Source organism: Roseburia zhanii (assembly GCF_014287635.1).
Lineage (GTDB): Bacteria > Bacillota > Clostridia > Lachnospirales > Lachnospiraceae > Roseburia_B > Roseburia_B zhanii.
This window is the reverse complement of the sequence record NZ_JACOPH010000009.1, coordinates 19,483-40,528: the sequence shown is the minus strand read 5'-3', so window position 1 is coordinate 40,528 and position 21,046 is coordinate 19,483. Positions and strand designations below refer to the sequence as shown.

Here is a 21,046-nt window from a genome sequence, read left to right as displayed (position 1 = left end):
TCCTATCATTTCATCAATTTCTGCAGGGTGGCAAGTAATTCATCTACTGTTTCTTCCCTTCCTTCCCTGATATCTTCTGTTACGCAGGTCTTGATATGGTTTGCAAGGAGCACCCGGTTAAAGCTGTTTAATGCAGCCGTTACTGCCGCCACCTGAATTAAAATATCAGGACAATATGCATTCTTCTCAACCATTCCCTTGATGCCCCGCACCTGTCCTTCAATGCGGCTTAAGCGATTGATCATATCTTTGTATTCTTTTTCTGAACGCTCTTTGGTTCTATGATGACAACATTCCCGTTCTTCTCCCATTGTTATACCTCTTTTCTGCGTTTTGTGTTATTATATACCCCTTAGGGGTATTTTGCAAGTATAAAATTGAATGCAAAAATCCGGCAGTTTTGAAATTGCTATCCAAAACCACCGGATTTGTTACTTATTTATCCAGACATCTTTTATTACTTATTCACGATCTGCTCTAAGAAATACTGATGTATTCGCACATCATCTGTGACCTCCGGGTGAAAAGCTGTTACAAGCTGGTTTCCCTGCCTTGCCGCAACGATCTTTCCATCGACTTTTGCTAATACCTCTACATTTTCACCTGCTTTTGCAATATAAGGTGCACGGATAAAATTCATCGGTATCTTACCGATCCCTTTGAATTCTTCTTCTGCCACAAAACTGCCTAACTGTCTGCCATAAGCATTTCTCTTTGCACAGATATCCATGGTACCAAGCTGTACCGCTCCATCTTCCACTTCTTTTGCTAAAAGGATCAGTCCTGCACAGGTTCCATATACCGGAAGTCCTGCATTTATTTTTTCTTTGATCTCTGAAAACATATCGAGTTCATGTAACAGTTTTCCCATCACAGTGCTTTCTCCACCCGGAAGGATGAAAGCGTCAAAGTCACGCTCTAAATCCTTTTTCTGCCGGATCTCAAAATAATCTGCACCTAACCGTTCTAACATCTGTTCATGTTCTGCAAATGCTCCCTGTAATGCTAAGATTCCAATCGTCATTTTATTTTCCCCGCTCAGCCATTAAGATTTCAATTTCCTGTTCGTTGATACCAACCATAGCTTCTCCTAAATCTTCAGAAAGCTCTGCGATCAGTTTTGCATCTGTATAGTTTGTAACTGCCTTAACGATTGCTGCTGCACGTTTCTTATGATCACCGGATTTAAAGATACCGGAACCTACGAATACGCCTTCTGCACCTAACTGCATCATCAGTGCTGCATCTGCCGGAGTTGCGACACCGCCAGCTGCAAAATTGACAACCGGAAGTTTTCCGTTTTCATGTACATATTCCACAAGGTCTACAGGAACCTGTAACTGTTTTGCAGCTTCAAACAATTCATCCTTCCGCATATTCTGCACACGGCGGATCTCTGCATTCATTGCACGCATATGGCGGACTGCCTGAACAACATCTCCGGTTCCCGGCTCACCTTTTGTACGGATCATAGATGCTCCTTCTGCGATACGGCGGAGTGCTTCTCCTAAATCCCTTGCTCCACATACAAATGGTACTTTAAATTCATTTTTATTGATATGGTAAATATCATCTGCCGGTGATAATACTTCACTCTCATCGATATAATCAATCTCAATCGCTTCTAAGATCTGTGCCTCTACGAAATGACCGATACGGCATTTTGCCATGACCGGAATGGAAACTGCCTGCTGGATGCCTTTGATCATCTTTGGATCACTCATACGTGATACCCCGCCTGCTGCCCTGATATCTGCCGGAATACGCTCTAATGCCATAACTGCACAGGCACCTGCTTCTTCTGCGATCTTTGCCTGTTCCGGTGTCGTAACGTCCATGATGACACCACCTTTTAACATCTGTGCTAACTGTTTGTTTAATTCATATCTGTTCTGTTCCATTGATTTTCTCCTTTGTATCTGCTTTATTACTTTGACTTGTTGAAATTCATTATACAAAAAACTGGCTATTTCAAAATAGCCAGTTTTGTACTTTTATACCACGCCACTTTTCATTGTTATCATAAATATCTCCCTTTCATTACTGCTTCCGACAAGTAATGTGATCTCATTTTCTTCCTCCCGGATTGCCTGGTTGATTTCATACTGATCTGTTAAAAACAGCACTTTCGGCGGTGTGGCATATTCTAAGTCCTGTATCTTACTTATGATCCGCTCTTTATCATTCCACACATTCAGCTGTTCTATGGAGTCTTCGATCATTCCTGGAATCTCATAGCATTCAATGCCGATACTCTCTGCTGCATTTGCGGCAATCGTTCCGATCCTGCTGACTAACAGATACCTGCAGTCGGAAAGTTTCTGTAAATTTTCCATGAGTTTCTTATCCTTGTGGCTGCCATTAGTACACACCGGAGTCATCGTCCGAATCTCCACAAACTGCTGTTTATCATCTTTTACCTGATAGATGTAAAACTGTTTTGCTTTTCCAAAATGATTGTTTACCACAATCATCCGCTTCTTTTACAGTTTTTGCGATCGTTTCAATATGATCTCCATTGATTTTTGGCACTAATACGGTATTTACTTTTGTATACCTGAACATTTCTGCGACTGCCGATAGACCAGTAATGCAAGGTACCCTCCGATACTGCTAATGCCTTTAATGGCATTCCTGTAAATTCTGTTTTTCTTCTTCGTACATTTCCCTCACAGAAGGAGCATTCTTTGTCAATTTCTTAATACTTAAATCTTCCGCTTTATTATTTGCTAAACGCAGATTATTTTCAGAGGAAAGCAATGCCTCTTTCGTCTTTTGCAGATGAGAGATTGTCTTATCGATTTCTTCGATCGCCTTATTAAACTTTTCACTTGCCAGCCGGTAATTTCTGGTAAATCCCTCTTTAAAACTATTCATATTTTCTTCAAAATGTACAATATCGATCTGCTGATTTTTCACAACTGCAAGTTCTCTCTGGTATTGCAGGGAATTTAATGCCGCATTCCGAAGCAGCGTGATCATAGGGATAAAAAACTGTGGGCGGATCACATACATCTTTTCATATTTATAAGAAACGTCCACAATACCGTTGTTGTATAACTCATTATCAATCTCTAACAGAGAAACCAATACGGCATATTCACATCCTTTTTCCCTTCTGTCCTTATCGAGTTCTTTTAAGAAATCTTCGTTTTTGTGCTTGGTAGCCGTTTCGTCCATTTCATTTTTCATTTCAAACATAATCGAAATAAATTCCACCCCATCAGAGGATTCACGAAAAATAAAATCTCCCTTACTGCCTGTCCTTGCATCATTATCCTTTTCAAAATAGGCATTCTGAAATGCGGTCATGCGAAGTGAATTGAACTGGTTTAAGCAATGCTGCTCTAAACTTTCCCCGACCATTTTCGTGGACTGTCTTGCCTTAAAATCCTTATAATATTCAATCAGTTCATCTTTCTGTTTTAATTTATCTTCATACTTTTCTTTTAAAGATTTCTGATTTAATTCTAACTCCATCTCTTTCGTGGATAACTGATTTTTAAGTTCTGTGATCTTTTCTGATTTTTCATTCAGCTCATGGTCTTTTTTCTGCAGGGCTTCTGATACTGCTAATTTCTTTTCAGTTTCACCGTTTTCTAATCTGGCTTTTAACTGCTTGATCTCGTCCTCTTTTGCTAATAGTTCCTGATCGAATTTCTTCTGCTGTTTGATACGCTCTAATTCAAGATCACTCTGCTGTTTTTCTACAAGACTCTTTTCTCTGCGGCCAAGTTCCCTCTCAAATTCTTTATCTCTGACCTGATTTAAAATCTGTGCATAGCCTGTCTGATCTACTGCAAAAACTTCACCACATTTTGGACATTTTATTTCCTGCATGATATACCCCCTCGTATTCTGCTGTTTTCTATTAGGATATCTTATGTTTTTTGTTCTGTAAAGGTCTGATAGGATATGAACCGGCAATGTTTTTCTAAAATTTACTTACAAAAAAATTAAAAAGCTGTTAAAATATTTCATATAAACCGAGTATAATTTATATGAAAAGGACTGTTTCATTCAAATGCTACCGAGTGAAATAGTCCTTTTTTCTATCAGATTTACTTTGATTTCATAAAATGATCAATTCGAAGGGAAAGTGAAGCTATGTATAACAAAGGTGACTATGTTGTAAAAATACCTGAAGGTATCTGCCAGATTGAAAATGTGGGACATGCTGATGGACAGATCCGTCATATTATCACGAAGGACGATGCCATGAAATTTATAAAATCTATTCCAGATATCAGTGAAAAGGATATTTCAGATGAAAAACTACGGGAACAGGAATATAAGGCAGCGATATTAAGCGGAGATCATGTAAAGATCGTAAGTATTATAAAAGCAATATATGCCCGTAAACAAGAACGCATAAAGCAGGGTAAAAAAATTACTGCGACAGATGACAGATATTTCAAACAGGCAGAAGAAGTGCTTTTTTCTGTTCTGACAGTTTGTACATGTCATACCATCAAAAAATATTTGTCAACAAACTTTTTAGATAAGAATACTCTATTTTCAACCAGATTGATGTATAATAATCATACATACAAATGAAAAACAGGAGATAACCCAAATGAAAACCAGAACAATCATCACAGGCATCGCAGCTTTCCTGCTTACGTTGTCTGTCACACTTACCAGCCTTCCAACAGCAGTCCATGCTGCTGCCATTTTAGATGTTCCTATCACACCGACAGCAACAGACTGTTCCCTGTTAGGTGTCTATGGAAGTTATTTCAGTCAGGCACAGATGGCATTAGATGAAGTCAATGCGATCCGGAAAGATGCCTGCGAAAGTGGAAATGTACCTGATCCAAGAGATGAAAGCCGTATGCTGACACCAGAAGATTATACCCCCTTAAAATGGTCAAGAGATTTAGAAAGCGTTGCTAAAATCCGTGCGGTAGAAGCCGGCATTGCCTATGCCTTTATGGATTCCGGCCATGACAGACTCAATAATGAAAATACAATGTCCATTCAATATAACGGAATTGCTTCTAGTTCGGAAAATTTATCCTACTATTATCAGGCAGATATGATCGAAGGTATTCTTTTATGGGCTAGTGAAAAACCAGACTGGGTTGCACAAAACTTAGAAAAAACAACCGGACATTATACCAGCCTGATCAATCCAAATTTCAAATACATCGGACTAGGAGGTTTTGAAACAACCGCAGCAAAATATCCTGATACATTAGCAGGAGAATTATCTGCGAAAGATGGACTAGATGAAACCATGCAGGATGCTCCTTCTGATGTCATGCAGAAAATAGAAGTTTCCAATTCCTATATTGATGGCTATGTTTTAGAAGGAAACACTTCTATTGATACCGATACATCTACAACACTTGTTCCAAAGGTCAAACTTGTCCGTAATCGAGCTATACGCTATCTCTGGGCATTAGATACGTTTACATTTACCTCATCTGATCCACGAGTCGCTACCGTATCAGACAGTGGTGTTGTAACCGGATTAAGAGGCGGTACTACTACGATCACTACTTCTGTAGATGGAGTAGAAAAAATTTCTGCGACCGTCACTGTTTCCTGTAAACATACAAGAACTTTATCATCACACACTCCGCCTACCTGTAGTTCCGCCGGTTCAGACGTTCTCTATTGCAGTATTTGTGATGATACCATAACACAATCCATTCCAACAACTGCACATGATTATGTCTATGGCAATGCCAATGCAGATGGGAAACAGACCGGAAAATGCTCTGTATGTGGTGATACAATCTGCATTGCACCACCAACAAATTATTCTATCACATGGAAAAATAACAAATTGACCTCAAACGGATTCGTGAAAACTTTTCCCGCTGACAATCCGGTAGGTTCCATCATCTACTGCTGGCCTAATGTTACAAATGGTGATAGTGATTATCAGGAAATGGTCATCGAAACTTCCGATGCATCTATCCTGTCCGTCCCTGATTCTTTTGAAAATATTCCTTATAATGAACTGCAGGTTCTTCGTCCGGGCACTGTGACACTCACGATCTATCCAAAATATAATGTCCGTTTAAAAACGACATTTACAGTAAAAGTCGGAGAATACGAACATACCATCGTTGCAAGTGCAACACAAAATGGATTAAACTATGCAATCCGTCAGGATGCAAACGGAAGATGTACCGCTTATGTCAGTGCAAGTCCCACAAGTACCCTCTCAGGAAAAATAAAAGTACCACATACGATCACCATTAACGATACCGCTTATGATGTCACAGCCCTAGACAAAAATGCCTTTGCCGGCCAGTCACAGATTACTGCTTTTCAGTTTCCTAAAACACTTGAAAAAATAGAAAGTGGTGCATTCACAGATTGTACTGGGCTTACAAATATTACATTCTTGTCTACGACAGCACCCGTTGTATTAGATGATATATGGTCAGGTGTGAATGGTTCTAATCTGACCCTATCCATTCTTTCCTATGCTTCAAATTATTCTCCGATTGCAGACAGTATTGGGGCAGCTGTCACAAGAGATGCTGCCTGTGATCATATTTTAACCTACCACAAGGCAGTTGCACCTACCTGTCAGAATATAGGTAATATCGCTTATTACCTATGTGATGAATGTTACAAATTGTTTGAAGATGAAGCCTGTACGAAGCCGATCTCATGGTCTGATACAACACTTCTTCCACTTGGTCATGACTGGGATACTGAATTTACGATAGATATCGCACCAACTGCAACAAGCGATGGTGAAAAATCGATCCACTGCAAAAGATGTGGCGACAAAAGAGATTTTGTAACCATTCCTGCGAAATCAGGAAGTTCTTCCGGTAATACAGACGGCAATGATGGCTATTATGGCGATGAGAATGATGATTATGACCTTGATATTTCCAGCGCAGAAATCGGAGATACATTTACCCTGCATGGCTTACATTATAAAATAACCTCAAAATTAAAAGGCACAGAAAACTATGCTGTTTCCTGTACCGGTGCGGATTCTAAAAAAATAACCTCTGTAACCATTCCTGCTATCATACATACAAATGAGTACAGCTATAAGGTTACAAAGATTGAGAAAAAAGCATTTTACAAATATACAAAACTAAAAACCGTTTCCCTTGGAACAAACCTGACCGCCATCGGTGCAAATGCATTTTACGGATGTACCTCTTTAAAAAAGATCGTTCTTCCTAAAAATATCAAAAGCATCGGCACCCGGGCATTTTATAAATGTTCCACCCTTAAAACCATAAAAATAAAGAGCAATCTTCTTAAGAAAAACAGCGTTGGCAAACAGGCTTTTACAAATATATCCAAAAAAGTTTCCGTAACTGTGCCTGCAAAGAAAAAAGCTGCCTATCGGAAATGGTTTAAGAGCAAAGGGCTAAAGATCAAATAGGCAGATACGGTTCTGCCACACAAAGACTTCTATAGTACTGTTTTATCTGTTCCTCTTGTATCTGAATATGAAGTTCTTCTAAATGTTCTTTAAAATGGAGATAATCATTTTGGTTCTTGAACAGATAATTCAGTACTATTTTGTTTTGATCTATACTGATCACTACGCTGTTATTGCTTTTTTCTAAAGGACATAAAAGCACTTTACTCAACAGATTTATCAGATTCTTGTATCCTTCTTCCCTGATGAATTTTGTATTCGTAAATAATGTAATTTTAAAATCCGATCTACCTAAAATATCATATAGTTCATAACGCTTATCCTTATCTTTCTTATATTTTAATATGACAAAAATCAAAAAACAGATCTGATATATCACCCATTCAATAAAATCTTCCAGCCCAATTCCAAATGTGCGTAATAAAAACGCTAAAATGACCGCTTCACTAAGCACCAAATACCTTTTCAGCCACTTCCAGCCACAGTAAGAAATTTTTATGTACATTATATAAAAGACTGCAACCAAAAGCATTGTTTTTATATAGTCAAGCATCTTGATTTACCTCTGATCTTATCACTCTATATCATTGTAGCAACATAATAAAGACCCGCAGCGATCATCAAAATGACTATCACCGATACTGCCATTACGATTGCCCTTCTCTTTGTAAATTTAGGCTGTTTTAATATAACAGCTATCAATTCCAAAAATAGTCCAAAATATATCATGTATACTGTCAATTTAGCATTGGCATATTTTGTAAAATTAATCATATACAAACAAACTGCAACTATAGTAAGTCCTATACCAAAATAAATATTGCTGATTTTTTCTCTCAATATCCTAATCTCCCTTTCTCTTTTACTGTACATTCCGGTAATTCTCCGTCAAATGCTCTAATTTATACCCCGGTACGATCGCATTCCAGCTTTCTGCACCGATCGTCTTTAAATATGGATCTGTATATTTTGCCTCTCTCGTACTATCCATATATTTATAGACATTATAGGCTTTCTTGCCTTTGATCCCTAAGGTAAGTCCCTGTGCCACTTCTGCTTTATCACTGTCATCATATGACCGGAAAATACAGGAATCGATCATCGGATTACATGCAGCGATCTTGTATGCATAGGCAAAAGCTGCTGCCTGTACATCTTTTCCTGCCTTAGATGTGTATCCCTGTTCCGCTAAGATGATCCTTGTTTTTTTGCCGTAATTCTTCTGCACAAAATCTGTCAGCACCTGAATATTTTTCATATTGATATAAGCTGTGTCGACAGAATCCTGTATACCGCTGTTTTTCCAGAATGCAGCTTTCTTAAGCGGCTGGCAGTATGGGTGAAACGCAAGATTCCAGTTGACATTTTTCTGCTGTGCCTTGATATCTTTGGCAAACTCCTGCATAAAACTCTTTGCACTGTAACCGGCATCCGCACATGACCAGCAGTGATCTAAACAGATAAATACCTTTGTATTTGACCAGCAGCATCTTGCAATATTATAAAGAGAACGGTACGCTGTCGCGTAAGAATTGATAAATTTCTCTTTTGCCATATTTCCTTTGTAATTCCATACATCACAGGAATTGACTTCATTTCCAAGCACCCAGTTATCCACATGACAGTCATCTTTTTCCAGCCAGCTCATAATATAGGAAAAAACTGCCTCCATGCCTTCCCTGCCATTTTTATCTGCTGTATTCCATGCATAAAGTGTATGTCCTTTTGTTCTGGCTTCTTCAGCGATCAGATAATGATACGAACCTAATTTCCAGTCAAGATTGATCTGCATGGTCACATTGATCCCTTTGTCATTACATGCCTTTACATTTTTTTCAAAACCGCTGAGGTCACAGAATGTATACTTCTTTCCATGATAATAATAACTTCTTTTTCCAGAACCATTGACAACAGATGATATGTACAGATTCATAAATGCATTCTTTGATCTTGTAGCCGTAAGCTGGCTGATATTATCGGACTGCAAGCCTTTCTTCGTACTTCCCGCCTGATAAGCCATCGTATTTTCTGCAAGTTTTTCCGGATTGGATACCGGTAATTTCTCACTGATCGTCTGATAAGATACACCTTTTTTAACTGCGACCGCATAATAGCCTGCTGCCGCACCGGTACGGTCTTCCGTTACACTTCCGATGTCGATCTGAAAATGAACGGATTTATCTTTATATACTTTTCCAACCTGTTCTTCGACTGCCCCATCGATTGGATTTACACGTACTAAATAATAATATTCATCAGAACTTTTCAACCGCTTTCTAACCGTACCTGTTACACTAATCAGATTGTCGCCTGCTGCCTTACAGGATTTTAACTTTGCAGAATCTGACTTCGCCTGATATTCTTTTCCTTTTTTGATCCATTTTGCATATAGGGTAAAATCCTCTGTCGTACCCTGACTGATCGTTACGATACTCTGTTTAAATTTCTTATCTAAATACCAGCCTGCAAAATAATATCCTTTCCGCTTCGGTTTTTTTAAAGTAAAGGATTTGTTGAAACTGATCTCCGAAGGATTTGAAGCTGCATTTTTACCGCCATTCATTACATAGGTGATATGATATCCTGCTGCTTTCCACTGTGCATACAGATATACGGTATCTTTATTCTTCTCTTTCGTTGCTAATGTACGCACATCTGCTCCATCTGCAAAAGCAGTTCCTTTTCCTCCCGGTCTGGTATTCCAGCCTACAAATGTAAATCCCGGTCTTTGGAATTGATTGAGCGGCAGCAGGTTTTCCCTGTCACTATAGATATGGAAGGATTTCATCTCACCTGATACATCACTTCCATTTTCCCTGAAAAAAATATCTGTTTCATATACTTTTGTTCCTGCTGCAAAGGTATCTTCTGTTATAAAAAATATGCCTGCCAATATACATAGGACTACTGCAAGGACTGAAATTTTCTTCTTCATAATCTTCTCTTCCCCTTTTTTAGTTTCACGTATCTTGATCCTTCTTTTAGTATATCAGACCAAACATAGATTGCAAGAATATGTATGCATACTTAAGGAAATTTTAAAAAGCCGGAATACGAAACCTGTGATCTCGTATTCCGGCTTTTACTTTTGCCTGATCTTCTTAAATGTTATTTAGAAGAAGACATTTTTTCTTCCTGACTGCGGATCATTTTACGAACCATCTCTCCACCGATGGAACCAGCCTGTCTTGAAGTAAGATCTCCGTTGTAACCTTCTTTTAAAGGAACTCCTAATTCAGAAGCTACCTCCTGTTTAAAACGGTTTAATGCTTCCTTTGCTTCTGGTACCTCAACTTTATTTGTTCTGTTTGAACTTGTCATAGTTGTACACCTCCATAGTTTTCTGCCCGGTCATACCGGTTTTTTCTTTCGGATAAACTTTATTTGTTTATCCTGAGAATAGTATGAAACATTTTTCTGATTTTATGATTGGAAAGTTTCACCATGATTTTTTATTGACAGATTTTAAAAAAGGAAATATTCTTAAAGAAATGAAAAATGATCAGGAGGTTGTTTTATGAATAAAACAGGTATTTTTTTATCAGACGGCTGTGAAGAGATCGAAGCACTGACCGTTGTAGATACATTACGCCGTACAGGTCTTGAGATCACGATGATCTCGATCAATAATAGCACATCTGTCATAGGTTCCCATGGAATCCCATTTATTGCTGATACGACTTTTGAAAATGTAAATTTTGATGAATATGACGCTATCGTTCTTCCGGGTGGAATGCCGGGCACGATCCACTTAGGCGAGCACGAAGGTGTTACCTCTATTGTAAAAGACTTTTTTGCAAAAGGAAAATTAGTCTGTGCGATCTGTGCTGCTCCTTCTGTTCTTGGTGCTGCCGGAATCTTACAGGGCAGACATGCGACCTGCCATCCGGGTTTTGAAGAAAAATTAACAGGTGCCATCACTTCTACCGATCCAGTTGTTACTGATGGCAATGTGATCACCAGCCGCGGTATGGGTACTTCGATCGACTTTGCACTTGCCATTGTCAAATATTTAAAAGATGATGCCGCAGTCGAAGAACTTTGCCAGAAATTAGTCTATAAAAAATAGGAGCCACCATGGAAATTGAACGAAAATATCTGATCCGTGCTTTGCCGGATGATTATGCATCTTTTCCACATAAAGAAATCGAACAGGGATATTTATCCACAGATCCTGTTGTCCGTATCCGCAAAGCTGATGATGATTATATTTTAACTTACAAAGGTTCCGGTCTTATGGTACGTGAGGAATACAATCTTCCTTTAAATCAGGACGCTTATCTGCATCTTCGTAAAAAAGCAGACGGCATCCTGATCCACAAGATCCGCTATAAAATTCCTTATCAACAAAAATATACGATTGAATTAGATATATTTTTAGATTCGCTTGCTCCACTCATGTTAGCAGAAGTGGAATTTGACAGCGAAGACGAAGCAAATAATTTTACTCCGCCGGAATGGTTTTCAGAAGATGTGACATTTTCCACGAAATACCATAACAGCACATTAAGCAAAGGAACACCCTGATTACCGGAATCGGGTGTTCTCAAATCTCTGCATGGTACGCACACTGCTTAAAAGCTGCTGATAACGGATATTTAAGTTTCCTTCCGGTATCACGATATCAAGTGCGACTGCAAAATCATCTACCAGACGGTCAGTCATGGAATCCCGCATCGATTTTAATATTTCGTATTTTTCCTCTAAAGTATCTGCATCTAAAAATACAAGCAGTGCAGGGTCTGCCTGTTCCTCTGTTTCTTTCATTCCCTCTGCATCACTTACAGCCGGCTCATCATTGCTTAGATCCACAATATCTACCTGATGCGGATTGACTTCTAAACTTTTTGCCATTGTATCTTCCGGTGCATTTTCTTTGACCTCGTCTGCTAATTCAAACCGGTACTTCTGTGTTACATCCGGATATTTCTCATGGTCAACTTCACTTAAGAACATCTCAAGCGGTCTGACATAACAGCCAAAATCTCCATATAATGCCTGATATACGACCATTTTCTCTCTGGTTTCCGAATGACTGGCAACACAAATGATCTGGTATGCCTTCTTTTTAAAATGAATGTAAATCTCTCCCGGTCTTGGTATCTGTCTATCCATTCTGTTTCCTTCTTTCTGTTCATTATGTATGTAATACTGTTTTTAGCCCTGAATACGATTCAGCATATCCATTGCCTCTGCTAAAAAGTCACGGTCAAATTCCATATTTCCATTATATCCGGTAACCATCAGATCATATACCTGATCCATCAGTGTATCTTCTTCTAAATCTTTAGCAATAGCATTTTCCTGCATTGTTTTCGCACCTGCTGCCTGATGAAGTGCGGTATCTAGTTCTTTCAATTCATCGACTGCATCTTCTTCTACATTTCCCTTGGCACGTTCTAAGATCGTATTCTCTGTTTTCACCGGTTTCTGATAGGTCTGTGGACGATAGCTGGTATATTTTTCCTCTAACCGTTTCTTTAATTCTTTTTGTTTGTCAGCTTTTGTCGTCTGTGGCTTTGCCTGTCTGATCTGCTGCTGTTTGTAACGTGCCTGTTGCTGCTGCTTTTCAAATGCTTTTCTGCTGCTTTCCATCTGCTTTTTCTGCTGATTCCTGCTATTGACAGCCTGCTGCTGTGCCGGTGTCGGCTTTTTCTTTTCTTTTGATCTGCCGGCTTTTATAATGATACCGACTACAATAATGATGATCGTTAATATATCCATATGATTTTCCCCTGTTTTTCTTTTCCTGCAAGCAGGAACGAGTTCTGACTTCTTGCCCCTTGTATCACATTATAATCAATCCCTCTATCAGATACAACTAAATTTCACAAAATTGTAGACAAAAGAAACTAAGGAACTTATAATAACAGTATTCTTAGTCCAAATAAAGGATGGTATACACAATTATGTTTTCAAAATTAACAAAACGGCTTTCCGGTATGCAGCTGATCGCTGTTGGTTTTTTTATCATTATCCTGATCGGCGCTTTGCTTTTGATGCTGCCGGTTTCTTCACGTTCCGGTGAATATACGCCTTTTATGACGGCATTATTTACCGCCACAAGTGCTTCATGTGTCACCGGTCTGGTCGTCGTTGATACATTCAGCCACTGGTCACTCTTTGGACAGCTTGTCATTCTTACGATGATCCAGATCGGTGGTCTTGGTTTTATTACGATCGGTGTTACGGTTTCCATGATTCTTCGTAAAAAAATCGGTCTGGCACAGCGTGGTCTGATCCGTGAAAGTTTAAATATCATTGAACTGAGCGGTATGGTCCGTCTGACAAAACGTATCGTGATCGGCACACTTTTTTTTGAACTGACTGGTGCATTGATCCTCGCACTATGCTTTATTCCGAAAATGGGACTCTTACAGGGTATTTACTATGGTATTTTCCACTCCATTTCTGCATTTTGCAATGCTGGATTTGATCTGATGGGCCGTTATGAAGCGTTTTCTTCCCTGACAGGCTGGTACGATCACCCCATTGTCCTGATCACGATCATGCTTTTGATCATAATCGGCGGCATTGGTTTTGTCGTATGGAATGACTTGTATGAGCACAGACTGCATTTCCGTAAATACTCCCTGCATACAAAAATTGTCCTGACCGCAGATCTGTTTTTATTATTTGCCGGTGCACTGTTATTTTATCTGATCGAACATGATGATCTTTTTGCCGGCATGACCATGACAGGAAAGATCTTAAGTTCATTCTTCTGTGCAGTTACGCCGCGAACTGCCGGATTCAATACGGTAAATGTCAGTGGTCTTACCGATGCGAGCAAACTGCTGACTGTGATCCTTATGTTTATCGGTGGTGCCCCCGGTTCCACTGCCGGCGGTATCAAAGTAACCACGATCGTTGTCCTGCTTGTTTATTTAAAAGCGAACCTGACCCGTACTGTCGGTTATAATATCTTTGGCAGACGTTTAGAAGATGATGCACTTCGTAAATCAGCTGCTGTATTCTGCACCAACCTCTTTTTAGCGACAACAGCTGCATTGATCTTATGCGCCCTGCAGAATTTCAATGGCTTGGACACTCTTTTAGAAGTTATTTCAGCGATCAGTACTGTCGGCATGACAGCCGGGCTGACCACACAGTTAAACATGATCAGCCGTATGGTTGTGATCCTGCTTATGTATTTAGGCCGTGTCGGCAGTTTATCCTTTGCCATGTCTTTTACAGATAAAAAGAAAATCGCACACGTTATGCAGCCTGCAGAAAAAATAAATATTGGTTAAATTATCAGGAGGATTTTATTATGAAATCAATTTTAATTATCGGACTCGGACGCTTTGGTACACATCTATGCATGAACCTCTCAAAATTAAACAATGAGATCATGATCGTCGATGAATGTGAGGAAAGATTAGAAGATCTGCTTCCATATGTTACAAGTGCAAAGATCGGTGACTGCACAAATATCAAAGTTTTAGAAAGCCTCGGTGTTTCTAACTTTGATCTCTGCATCGTCTGTATCGGAAACAATTTCCAGAACAGTCTTGAAGTCACAAGCCTTTTAAAAGATCTCGGTGCAAAACATATCGTCAGCAAAGCAAACCGGGATATCCACGCAAAATTCCTACTCCGCAACGGTGCCGATGAAGTTATTTTCCCTGATCGGGATATCGCTGAAAAACTGGCGGTCAGCTTAAGTGCCGATGAAGTCTTTGACTATATCAACCTTGCAGACGGTTATTCCATTTATGAGATTGCCCCACTTGCAGAATGGATCGGAAAAAGTGCCCGTAGCTTGAATTTCCGTACAAAATACAACTTAAGCATCATCGGTATCAAACATGGAACAAGCACACAGATCCTTCCTGATGCAGATTATGTTTTTGGAAAAGAGGATCATTTAATGGTGCTCGGACACCAGCGGGATATGGATAAGATCATCCATCACAAATAAAAATATGAAGAAATATGAAAAACGGCAAAAAATTTAAAAATTTCTCTTGACATTTTTCCAAAAAGCAAGTATTATTATCAAGTCGCTTGCGGGTATGGCGGAATTGGCAGACGCGCCAGATTTAGGTTCTGGTGGGAGACCGTGCAGGTTCAAGTCCTGTTACCCGCATCAGAATACGGGCTTATAGCTCAGCTGGTTAGAGCGCACGCCTGATAAGCGTGAGGTCGGTGGTTCGAGTCCACTTAAGCCCATTGAAAAAGCAGCTTATGATCTAAGCTGCTTTTTTTGTTTCCTGAATATCAGTAAATAATCACTTTTACATCGTTAAAATTCAATGCCATTCGGCCAGTTTCCCTTATCTGCTTCATATACCTCATTCAGATAGTTTGTGATTGCTTCTAGGGAATCCTCCTGAAACGGAAAACGTTTCTCTGTCTTTTTTTCATCTTCTGTTGTTGCAAAATTAAACGGTCCACTCCATGTATATACCGAAAAAAATGTTTCTTCCCCTTCTTCTGCTTTTTGTATCAGATAACGCATTCCATGATAACTGCCTGTAAATTTTTCTTTTTTATAAAAATTAAATGCCAGTAGATCTTTTCGCTTAATCATTTTCTAACCTCCTTCAGTGACTGCTTTGCAGTTTAATAGAAAGATTATAACACAAAAAAATTATTTTTTCCTCTTTACCTTCTAAAATGAATGTGTTATGATACCATTTATAAAGACGAAGAAAAGGAATAGTATCTGTTCTATCAGATTTCAGAGAGTCATCGGCTGCTGTGAGATGACAGATGAGGAATGGAGAACTCGCCTTGGAGTTGCTGCTTGAAATCTTTTATCCTATTGAGAGTAGAGTCAGACGGAAGCCCGCCGTTATGTGGGGAAGGTATAAGGACGCTGTCCCGTACCCGTAGAGTGCATGATGATTATTCATGAATTAGAGTGGTACCGCGTAAGTATTGTCTTACGTCTCTAAAGTTCGCATAGAGGCGCAGGGCTTTTTTTATTGTAAATCAGTAACTATTCAGAACCCCTTAGAATCATAAAAATTGATACGTCATGCTTGCATGTAAGTAGCAGTTTTTATGATTCGTAAGGTGGCTCGAATAGAGCCGCCGCCCCATATATGAGCAAAATAGCTGCAAAGCAGCGGTAAAGCACGATTTATCGTGCGGTTTTGCGAATATATGAGTGGGGTTTTGAATAGTTACATAAAATAATAAAAAGCCTGCCTAAATCAATTTTTCGAAAGTGAGGATATAAAAATTATGCAGGGATTTGAGAAGTACAAAAAAATGTATTTTATGCCACCGGTTGACTGTTATGACTGGGTGAAAAAGGATGCCATCGAAAAAGCTCCGATCTGGTGCAGTGTCGATCTGCGTGACGGTAATCAGGCTTTGATCGAGCCGATGAACTTAGAGGAAAAAGTAAAATTCTACCAGATGCTTGTAGATATCGGATTTAAACATATAGAAGTCGGTTTTCCGGCAGCTTCAGAAACAGAGTATCAGTTCCTTCGTACGATCATCGAACGGAATATGATCCCTGAAGACGTTACCGTACAGGTACTGACACAGGCAAGAGAACATATCATCAAACGTACTTTTGAAGCGATTGACGGTGCTCCGAATGTCATCGTACATGTATATAACTCCACTTCTGTTGCACAGCGTGAACAGGTATTTAAAAAATCCAAAGAGGAGATCAAACAGATCGCTGTCGATGGTGCAAAATTAGTTTATGATCTTGCTAAAAATGAAAAAGGAAATATTTCTTTTGAATATTCACCGGAAAGTTTTACCGGAACAGAAATGGACTATGCGCTTGAAGTTTGTAACGCTGTATTAGATGTATGGCAGCCGACAAAAGACCGCAAAGCCATCATCAATCTTCCATCTACCGTAGAACATTCCATGCCACATGTGTTTGCGTGTCAGGTAGAATATTTTAACAAGAACTTAAAATATCGTGACAATGTACTGCTTTCCTTACATCCACACAATGACAGAGGCTGTGGTATCAGTGATGCAGAACTTGGTTTATTAGCAGGTGCTGACCGTATCGAAGGTACATTATTCGGAAATGGTGAGCGTACCGGTAATGTCGATATCGTCACACTTGGTATGAATATGTACTCTCTTGGTGTTGATCCGCAGTTAGATTTCCACAATATGAAAGAGATCAGAAGCACTTATGAAGAACTGACAAATATGGAAGTTCCGATGCGTCAGCCATATGCCGGTGATCTTGTATTTACCGCATTCTCCGGTTCCCATCAGGATGCGATCTCAAAAGGTATGGCGTGCCACAGTACCGGCAATGATCCTTACTGGACAGTTCCTTACCTTCCGATCGATCCAAAGGATTTAGGACGCACCTATGACTCTGATGTTATCCGTATCAACAGCCAGTCCGGTAAGGGCGGTGTCAGCTATGTATTAAAACATGCATATGGCATTTCTCTGCCTGATAAGATGAAAGAAGAATTCGGTTATCGTGTCAAAGATGTTTCCGATAAGGAACACAGTGAATTAGAGGCTGAACGTATCTACGATATCTTTAAATCAACTTATCGTGATGTTGACTGCGTATTTTGTATTCCTGAATGCCATTTCAAACAGAACGATGGCATTGAAGCAAGCGTTTCAATTTCTTACAAGAATGAAACAAAAGCTGTTACTGCAAAAGGCAACGGTCGTTTAGATGCTGTCAGCAATGCATTAAAACAGAACTTTAATATTACATATGAATTATCCGAATATGCAGAACATGCACTTTCCCGCGGTTCTTCTTCAAAGGCTATGGCATATGTCGGAATCACCGTCAATGACAAACTGATCTGGGGTGTCGGCATGGACGAAGATATCATCAAAGCTTCTATCAACGCCTTAACCGCAGCGATCAATCGTGCAGATCTGATTCAGGCATAGATCACAGATTTAAAGTACTGCAAATATAACAATGGGCAGTCCTTATACAATATAAGGACTGCCCACTATTTTTGATAAGAATTCCATACCATTTGCAAAGACACCTATGGTACTTTTCCGCTGGGATACAGCTGCCTGGCTTATATTCTCTTACTTTATCTTCCCATATAATTCCATCGGCACATACGCCTTGATAAATATCCCTTCCGGCTGGTATTCTTCCTCTAACAATTCTCCCATCTTTCTAACCGCCTGCAGGATTCCTGCATCCTGATAAGGTATCACACGTTCCACTAAAATCTTATCCGCCCGTAAAAAATCTGCAAGTGCCTCTTTGACTGCGTCAAGTCCGATACCATATTTCGCAGAAATATTGATCGTCTTATCTGCCAAAAAATCATGGAGCGGTTCATCATCCGTCCTTGCATCCTGCTTATTAAACAGCGTCAGTATCTTCTTATCTTCCACGCCAAGACTCCGAAGTGTTTCATAGACAATATGCATCTGCTTATCTGCCTGCGGATTCGACGCATCGACCACATGGATAATGTAATCTGCATACTTTGCTTCTTCTAAGGTACTTTTGAATGCTTCGATCAGATGATGCGGCAGTTTCCGGATAAATCCAACCGTATCGGTCAGTAAGATCTGCTGCTTGCCCGGAAGTTCTAACTGTCTTGTTGTCGGGTCAAGTGTTGCAAATAACATATCTTCTTCTAACACATCTGCATCTGTTAATGTATTTAACAATGTAGATTTTCCGGCATTGGTATAACCGACGATTGCCGCTACCGGAATCTTACTCTTTGTCCGCTGTCCACGATTGATCTCACGATGCTTCCGCACTTCTTCTAATTCCCGCTTCAACTGCGAAATACGGCTGCCGATCAATCGACGGTCAACTTCAAGTTTTTTCTCTCCCGGTCCTCTCGTACCGATTCCACCACCTAAACGTGACATCGAACGTCCCATACCGGTAAGTCTGGTTGCCCGATATCTTAGCTGTGCTAATTCTACCTGTATCTTTCCTTCATTCGTCGATGCACGCATGGCAAAAATATCCAAAATGATCAATGTACGATCCATGACTTTTACATCTAATAAATCAGTCAGATTCCGAAGCTGTGCCGGAGATAATTCATCATCACAAACGATACCGGTTGCCTGTGTTTCTATCAAAAGTTCCCTTATTTCTTCCACTTTTCCCTTGCCAACATAAGTGCCCGGATGCATCGTTTCCCGTTTTTGTATGACCATGCCTGCAACAGATGCTCCTGTGGTAGCTACCAGTTCTTTTAGTTCTTCCATGGAGTCTTCGGTATCATCTCCATCCTGTTCGCTGACACCTACTAAGATCAGACGCTCCTTTGCTTCTTCTAACTGAATCATTCTGTGTTATTCTCCTCATTCCTGTCCTTATTCAAAAACAGATATTCCCTCGCTGCTGCTTCATCTTCCGGATAATCTGCAAGATATGCCTGCATCAGTTCCTTTGCCTTATCAAAATCTAAATTATATTCATATGCAGCGATCAGATTACTTCTTAATTCCTGCTCATTTGTCACTTCATCTGCTTCTAAACCTGCACTAAATTCCGAAATAGCGGTTTCATAATCTCCGCTTTCCATTGCATTTAATCCCTGCTTATTATACGCAACACTGCTCTTAGGATATTCTTTGATGTAAGCATCTATACATTTTTCCTGCTCTGTGCTATTTCCAAGTGCTTCGTATGCTTGTGCTAAATAGAGATTTGCCTCCACATCGCCTTTTTCAACAGCTTTTACAAGTTGTTCCACTGCATTATCATACTGTTCCTTGATCAGGTAAAATCTTCCCTTAACTGTATAATTTTTGGCATCACGTCCAGCCTTTTTTCCCAACGCTTCTTCTAAATAGGCATTTGCATCTTCCGTACAGCCTGCACCGGCAAGACTGTTATAGATTGATAAATAAATCTCATCATTCGCAGCATATTTGACTGCTTTCTTAAAATCTTCCTTTGCCTGATCGCTTTCATTTTTCTTAAGATAGACACAGCCCCTTAAAAAATAAGCATCTGCATTTTTCTTATCATATTCAAGAAGGGCATCATAGGTTTCGACTGCCTTCGTATAATCGCCTGCTGCAAACTGTGCCGCCGCCTTATAATAACAGATATCCACTTCATTTGCCCCGATTCCCTTTGCCTGCTCTAATGCACTGTTAAAGGCTTCAATAGACTTTGCATAATCGCCTTCCTCCATTGCATTTAACCCAATCTTACGATATGCGGTTTCTTTCTCTAAACGCTGCTCCTTTGAGGTACATCCTGTAAAAAAACTTCCTGCAAGCAGAAGCATCACTCCGCCTGCAAACAGTATATTTCTTTTTTTCATCATTTTAAAAACTCCTTGCAAAGAATCCGTACAGCATCTTCGATACAGCCGTCGCAGCTTCGTAATACTTCGCCTGTGTCCATACCCTTTAGATCCCTGCAGATTGTAGAACCGTTCTTTTGACGGAATGTATTATTTAATTCTCTGACCTTTGCATAGGTGTTCTGCTTCGAATCCGGCGTATCTAAATGTGCTGTGGATAAGAGTTTTCCGGCTACTGCTGCCATGCCGGTCACTGCTCCGCAGGTTCCATAGGAATCACTCACACCAAAGCCAAAGCCTTCCATCATCTGAAATACAATGCTTTCATCTAAGCCCATCAATCCACAAAATGTACAGGCTACTGCCTGACTACAGTTATATCCTTTTTTATGATATGCCAATGCTTTTTCTACGCAGTTCTTTTCTGTTAAATCCATGTCTTACTCCTCATTTC

At 39.7% G+C, this 21,046-nt stretch carries 22 protein-coding genes, 2 tRNA genes and 1 other annotated feature; of the genes, 9 read left to right on the top strand and 15 right to left on the bottom strand.

Translation table 11 applies throughout. The features are described from left to right. Positions 1 to 5 precede the first annotated feature (5 nt). The 5 genes from H8S17_RS10850 to H8S17_RS10830 all read right to left on the bottom strand — a co-directional run bounded on the left by H8S17_RS10850 (position 6) and on the right by H8S17_RS10830 (position 3,840). Positions 6 to 311 carry a metal-sensing transcriptional repressor gene (locus tag H8S17_RS10850; RefSeq protein ID WP_186867322.1) on the bottom strand — a complete coding sequence of 102 codons (306 nt, stop codon included), beginning with the start codon at positions 309 to 311 and terminating at the stop codon, positions 6 to 8. A gap of 146 nt (positions 312 to 457) precedes the next feature. Beyond that, on the bottom strand, positions 458 to 1,024 hold the full coding sequence (gene pdxT, locus H8S17_RS10845) for a pyridoxal 5'-phosphate synthase glutaminase subunit PdxT (protein WP_186867321.1): 567 nt from the start codon (positions 1,022 to 1,024) through the stop codon (positions 458 to 460). A 1-nt stretch (position 1,025) separates the two neighbouring features. After that, the gene (gene pdxS / locus H8S17_RS10840) at positions 1,026 to 1,901 is read right to left on the bottom strand and encodes a pyridoxal 5'-phosphate synthase lyase subunit PdxS (RefSeq protein ID WP_186867320.1); all 876 of its coding nucleotides are present in this window, start codon (positions 1,899 to 1,901) and stop codon (positions 1,026 to 1,028) included. Positions 1,902 to 1,994: 93 nt separating this feature from the next. After that, positions 1,995 to 2,468 carry a NifB/NifX family molybdenum-iron cluster-binding protein gene (locus H8S17_RS10835; protein ID WP_186867319.1) on the bottom strand — a complete coding sequence of 158 codons (474 nt, stop codon included), beginning with the start codon at positions 2,466 to 2,468 and terminating at the stop codon, positions 1,995 to 1,997. Between the two features lie 154 nt (positions 2,469 to 2,622). Next, entirely contained in the window at positions 2,623 to 3,840 is a 1,218-nt protein-coding gene (locus H8S17_RS10830) for a DUF2130 domain-containing protein (protein WP_186867318.1), read from the bottom strand. Positions 3,841 to 4,107: 267 nt separating this feature from the next. Between H8S17_RS10830 and H8S17_RS10825 the strand changes: the two genes are divergently transcribed. Together H8S17_RS10825 and H8S17_RS10820 are read left to right on the top strand one after the other, a co-directional pair. Further along, the gene (locus tag H8S17_RS10825; RefSeq protein WP_186867317.1) at positions 4,108 to 4,557 is read left to right on the top strand and encodes a hypothetical protein; all 450 of its coding nucleotides are present in this window, start codon (positions 4,108 to 4,110) and stop codon (positions 4,555 to 4,557) included. A 19-nt stretch (positions 4,558 to 4,576) separates the two neighbouring features. Then, a complete protein-coding gene (locus H8S17_RS10820; protein WP_186867316.1) occupies positions 4,577 to 7,372 on the top strand; it encodes a leucine-rich repeat protein in 2,796 nt (931 codons plus the stop codon). Here H8S17_RS10820 and H8S17_RS10815 read toward each other — a convergent pair. From H8S17_RS10815 to H8S17_RS10800, 4 genes are all read right to left on the bottom strand, one after another. Then, positions 7,365 to 7,877, bottom strand: a complete 513-nt coding sequence (locus tag H8S17_RS10815) for a hypothetical protein (RefSeq protein ID WP_186867315.1) — start codon at positions 7,875 to 7,877, stop codon at positions 7,365 to 7,367. The two genes, H8S17_RS10820 and H8S17_RS10815, sit on opposite strands and share 8 nt — an antisense overlap. Positions 7,878 to 7,951: 74 nt before the next feature. Beyond that, positions 7,952 to 8,245 (bottom strand): hypothetical protein, encoded by a 294-nt coding sequence (locus H8S17_RS10810; RefSeq protein ID WP_186867314.1) that lies wholly within the window; start codon positions 8,243 to 8,245, stop codon positions 7,952 to 7,954. Continuing rightward, entirely contained in the window at positions 8,235 to 10,307 is a 2,073-nt protein-coding gene (locus H8S17_RS10805; RefSeq protein ID WP_186867313.1) for a DUF5722 domain-containing protein, read from the bottom strand. Before H8S17_RS10805 ends, H8S17_RS10810 begins: the two co-directional genes overlap by 11 nt. A 173-nt stretch (positions 10,308 to 10,480) precedes the next feature. Next, complete coding sequence (locus H8S17_RS10800) at positions 10,481 to 10,693, bottom strand: alpha/beta-type small acid-soluble spore protein (RefSeq protein WP_178052003.1); 213 nt, start codon at positions 10,691 to 10,693, stop codon at positions 10,481 to 10,483. A gap of 196 nt (positions 10,694 to 10,889) precedes the next feature. On the opposite strand from H8S17_RS10800, the gene H8S17_RS10795 reads away from it, so the two are divergent. Together H8S17_RS10795 and H8S17_RS10790 are read left to right on the top strand one after the other, a co-directional pair. Beyond that, positions 10,890 to 11,441: a DJ-1 family glyoxalase III gene (locus H8S17_RS10795; RefSeq protein ID WP_186867312.1), complete on the top strand. Its 552-nt coding sequence runs from the start codon at positions 10,890 to 10,892 to the stop codon at positions 11,439 to 11,441. Between the two features lie 8 nt (positions 11,442 to 11,449). Beyond that, positions 11,450 to 11,899: a CYTH domain-containing protein gene (locus H8S17_RS10790; RefSeq protein WP_178052005.1), complete on the top strand. Its 450-nt coding sequence runs from the start codon at positions 11,450 to 11,452 to the stop codon at positions 11,897 to 11,899. Here H8S17_RS10790 and H8S17_RS10785 read toward each other — a convergent pair whose 3' ends face one another. Continuing rightward, the gene (locus tag H8S17_RS10785) at positions 11,900 to 12,487 is read right to left on the bottom strand and encodes a DUF1653 domain-containing protein (RefSeq protein ID WP_186867311.1); all 588 of its coding nucleotides are present in this window, start codon (positions 12,485 to 12,487) and stop codon (positions 11,900 to 11,902) included. It lies immediately after the preceding gene. Between the two features lie 42 nt (positions 12,488 to 12,529). Next, positions 12,530 to 13,096, bottom strand: a complete 567-nt coding sequence (locus tag H8S17_RS10780; protein ID WP_186867310.1) for a hypothetical protein — start codon at positions 13,094 to 13,096, stop codon at positions 12,530 to 12,532. 185 nt (positions 13,097 to 13,281) lie between these two features. Here H8S17_RS10780 and H8S17_RS10775 point away from each other — a divergent pair, with 185 nt between their 5' ends. The 4 genes from H8S17_RS10775 (at position 13,282) to H8S17_RS10760 (ending at position 15,547) form a co-directional block, all read left to right on the top strand. Next, positions 13,282 to 14,625: a TrkH family potassium uptake protein gene (locus H8S17_RS10775; RefSeq protein WP_186867309.1), complete on the top strand. Its 1,344-nt coding sequence runs from the start codon at positions 13,282 to 13,284 to the stop codon at positions 14,623 to 14,625. Positions 14,626 to 14,645: 20 nt separating this feature from the next. Then, positions 14,646 to 15,296: a potassium channel family protein gene (locus H8S17_RS10770; protein ID WP_186867308.1), complete on the top strand. Its 651-nt coding sequence runs from the start codon at positions 14,646 to 14,648 to the stop codon at positions 15,294 to 15,296. 88 nt (positions 15,297 to 15,384) lie between these two features. Continuing rightward, a tRNA-Leu gene (locus H8S17_RS10765) sits at positions 15,385 to 15,464 on the top strand. A gap of 9 nt (positions 15,465 to 15,473) precedes the next feature. Continuing rightward, a tRNA-Ile gene (locus H8S17_RS10760) sits at positions 15,474 to 15,547 on the top strand. A gap of 73 nt (positions 15,548 to 15,620) precedes the next feature. Here the strand turns inward: H8S17_RS10760 and H8S17_RS10755 are convergent. Next, positions 15,621 to 15,908 carry a GNAT family acetyltransferase gene (locus H8S17_RS10755; RefSeq protein ID WP_186867307.1) on the bottom strand — a complete coding sequence of 96 codons (288 nt, stop codon included), beginning with the start codon at positions 15,906 to 15,908 and terminating at the stop codon, positions 15,621 to 15,623. A 109-nt stretch (positions 15,909 to 16,017) separates the two neighbouring features. Beyond that, positions 16,018 to 16,276 (top strand) — a binding site (T-box leader). A gap of 291 nt (positions 16,277 to 16,567) precedes the next feature. Here H8S17_RS10755 and H8S17_RS10750 point away from each other — a divergent pair. Beyond that, a complete protein-coding gene (locus tag H8S17_RS10750; protein ID WP_186867306.1) occupies positions 16,568 to 18,232 on the top strand; it encodes a 2-isopropylmalate synthase in 1,665 nt (554 codons plus the stop codon). Positions 18,233 to 18,382: 150 nt separating this feature from the next. On the opposite strand, the gene hflX is transcribed toward H8S17_RS10750, so the two are convergent. The 3 genes from hflX to H8S17_RS10735 are packed head-to-tail and all read right to left on the bottom strand — an operon-like array spanning position 18,383 to position 21,029. After that, positions 18,383 to 19,621: a GTPase HflX gene (gene hflX, locus H8S17_RS10745; protein WP_186867305.1), complete on the bottom strand. Its 1,239-nt coding sequence runs from the start codon at positions 19,619 to 19,621 to the stop codon at positions 18,383 to 18,385. Further along, positions 19,618 to 20,613 carry a tetratricopeptide repeat protein gene (locus H8S17_RS10740; protein ID WP_186867304.1) on the bottom strand — a complete coding sequence of 332 codons (996 nt, stop codon included), beginning with the start codon at positions 20,611 to 20,613 and terminating at the stop codon, positions 19,618 to 19,620. Before H8S17_RS10740 ends, hflX begins: the two co-directional genes overlap by 4 nt. Continuing rightward, positions 20,610 to 21,029 carry a C-GCAxxG-C-C family protein gene (locus tag H8S17_RS10735; RefSeq protein WP_186867303.1) on the bottom strand — a complete coding sequence of 140 codons (420 nt, stop codon included), beginning with the start codon at positions 21,027 to 21,029 and terminating at the stop codon, positions 20,610 to 20,612. The genes H8S17_RS10740 and H8S17_RS10735 overlap by 4 nt, the downstream gene beginning before the upstream one ends. Positions 21,030 to 21,046: the final 17 nt, after the last annotated feature.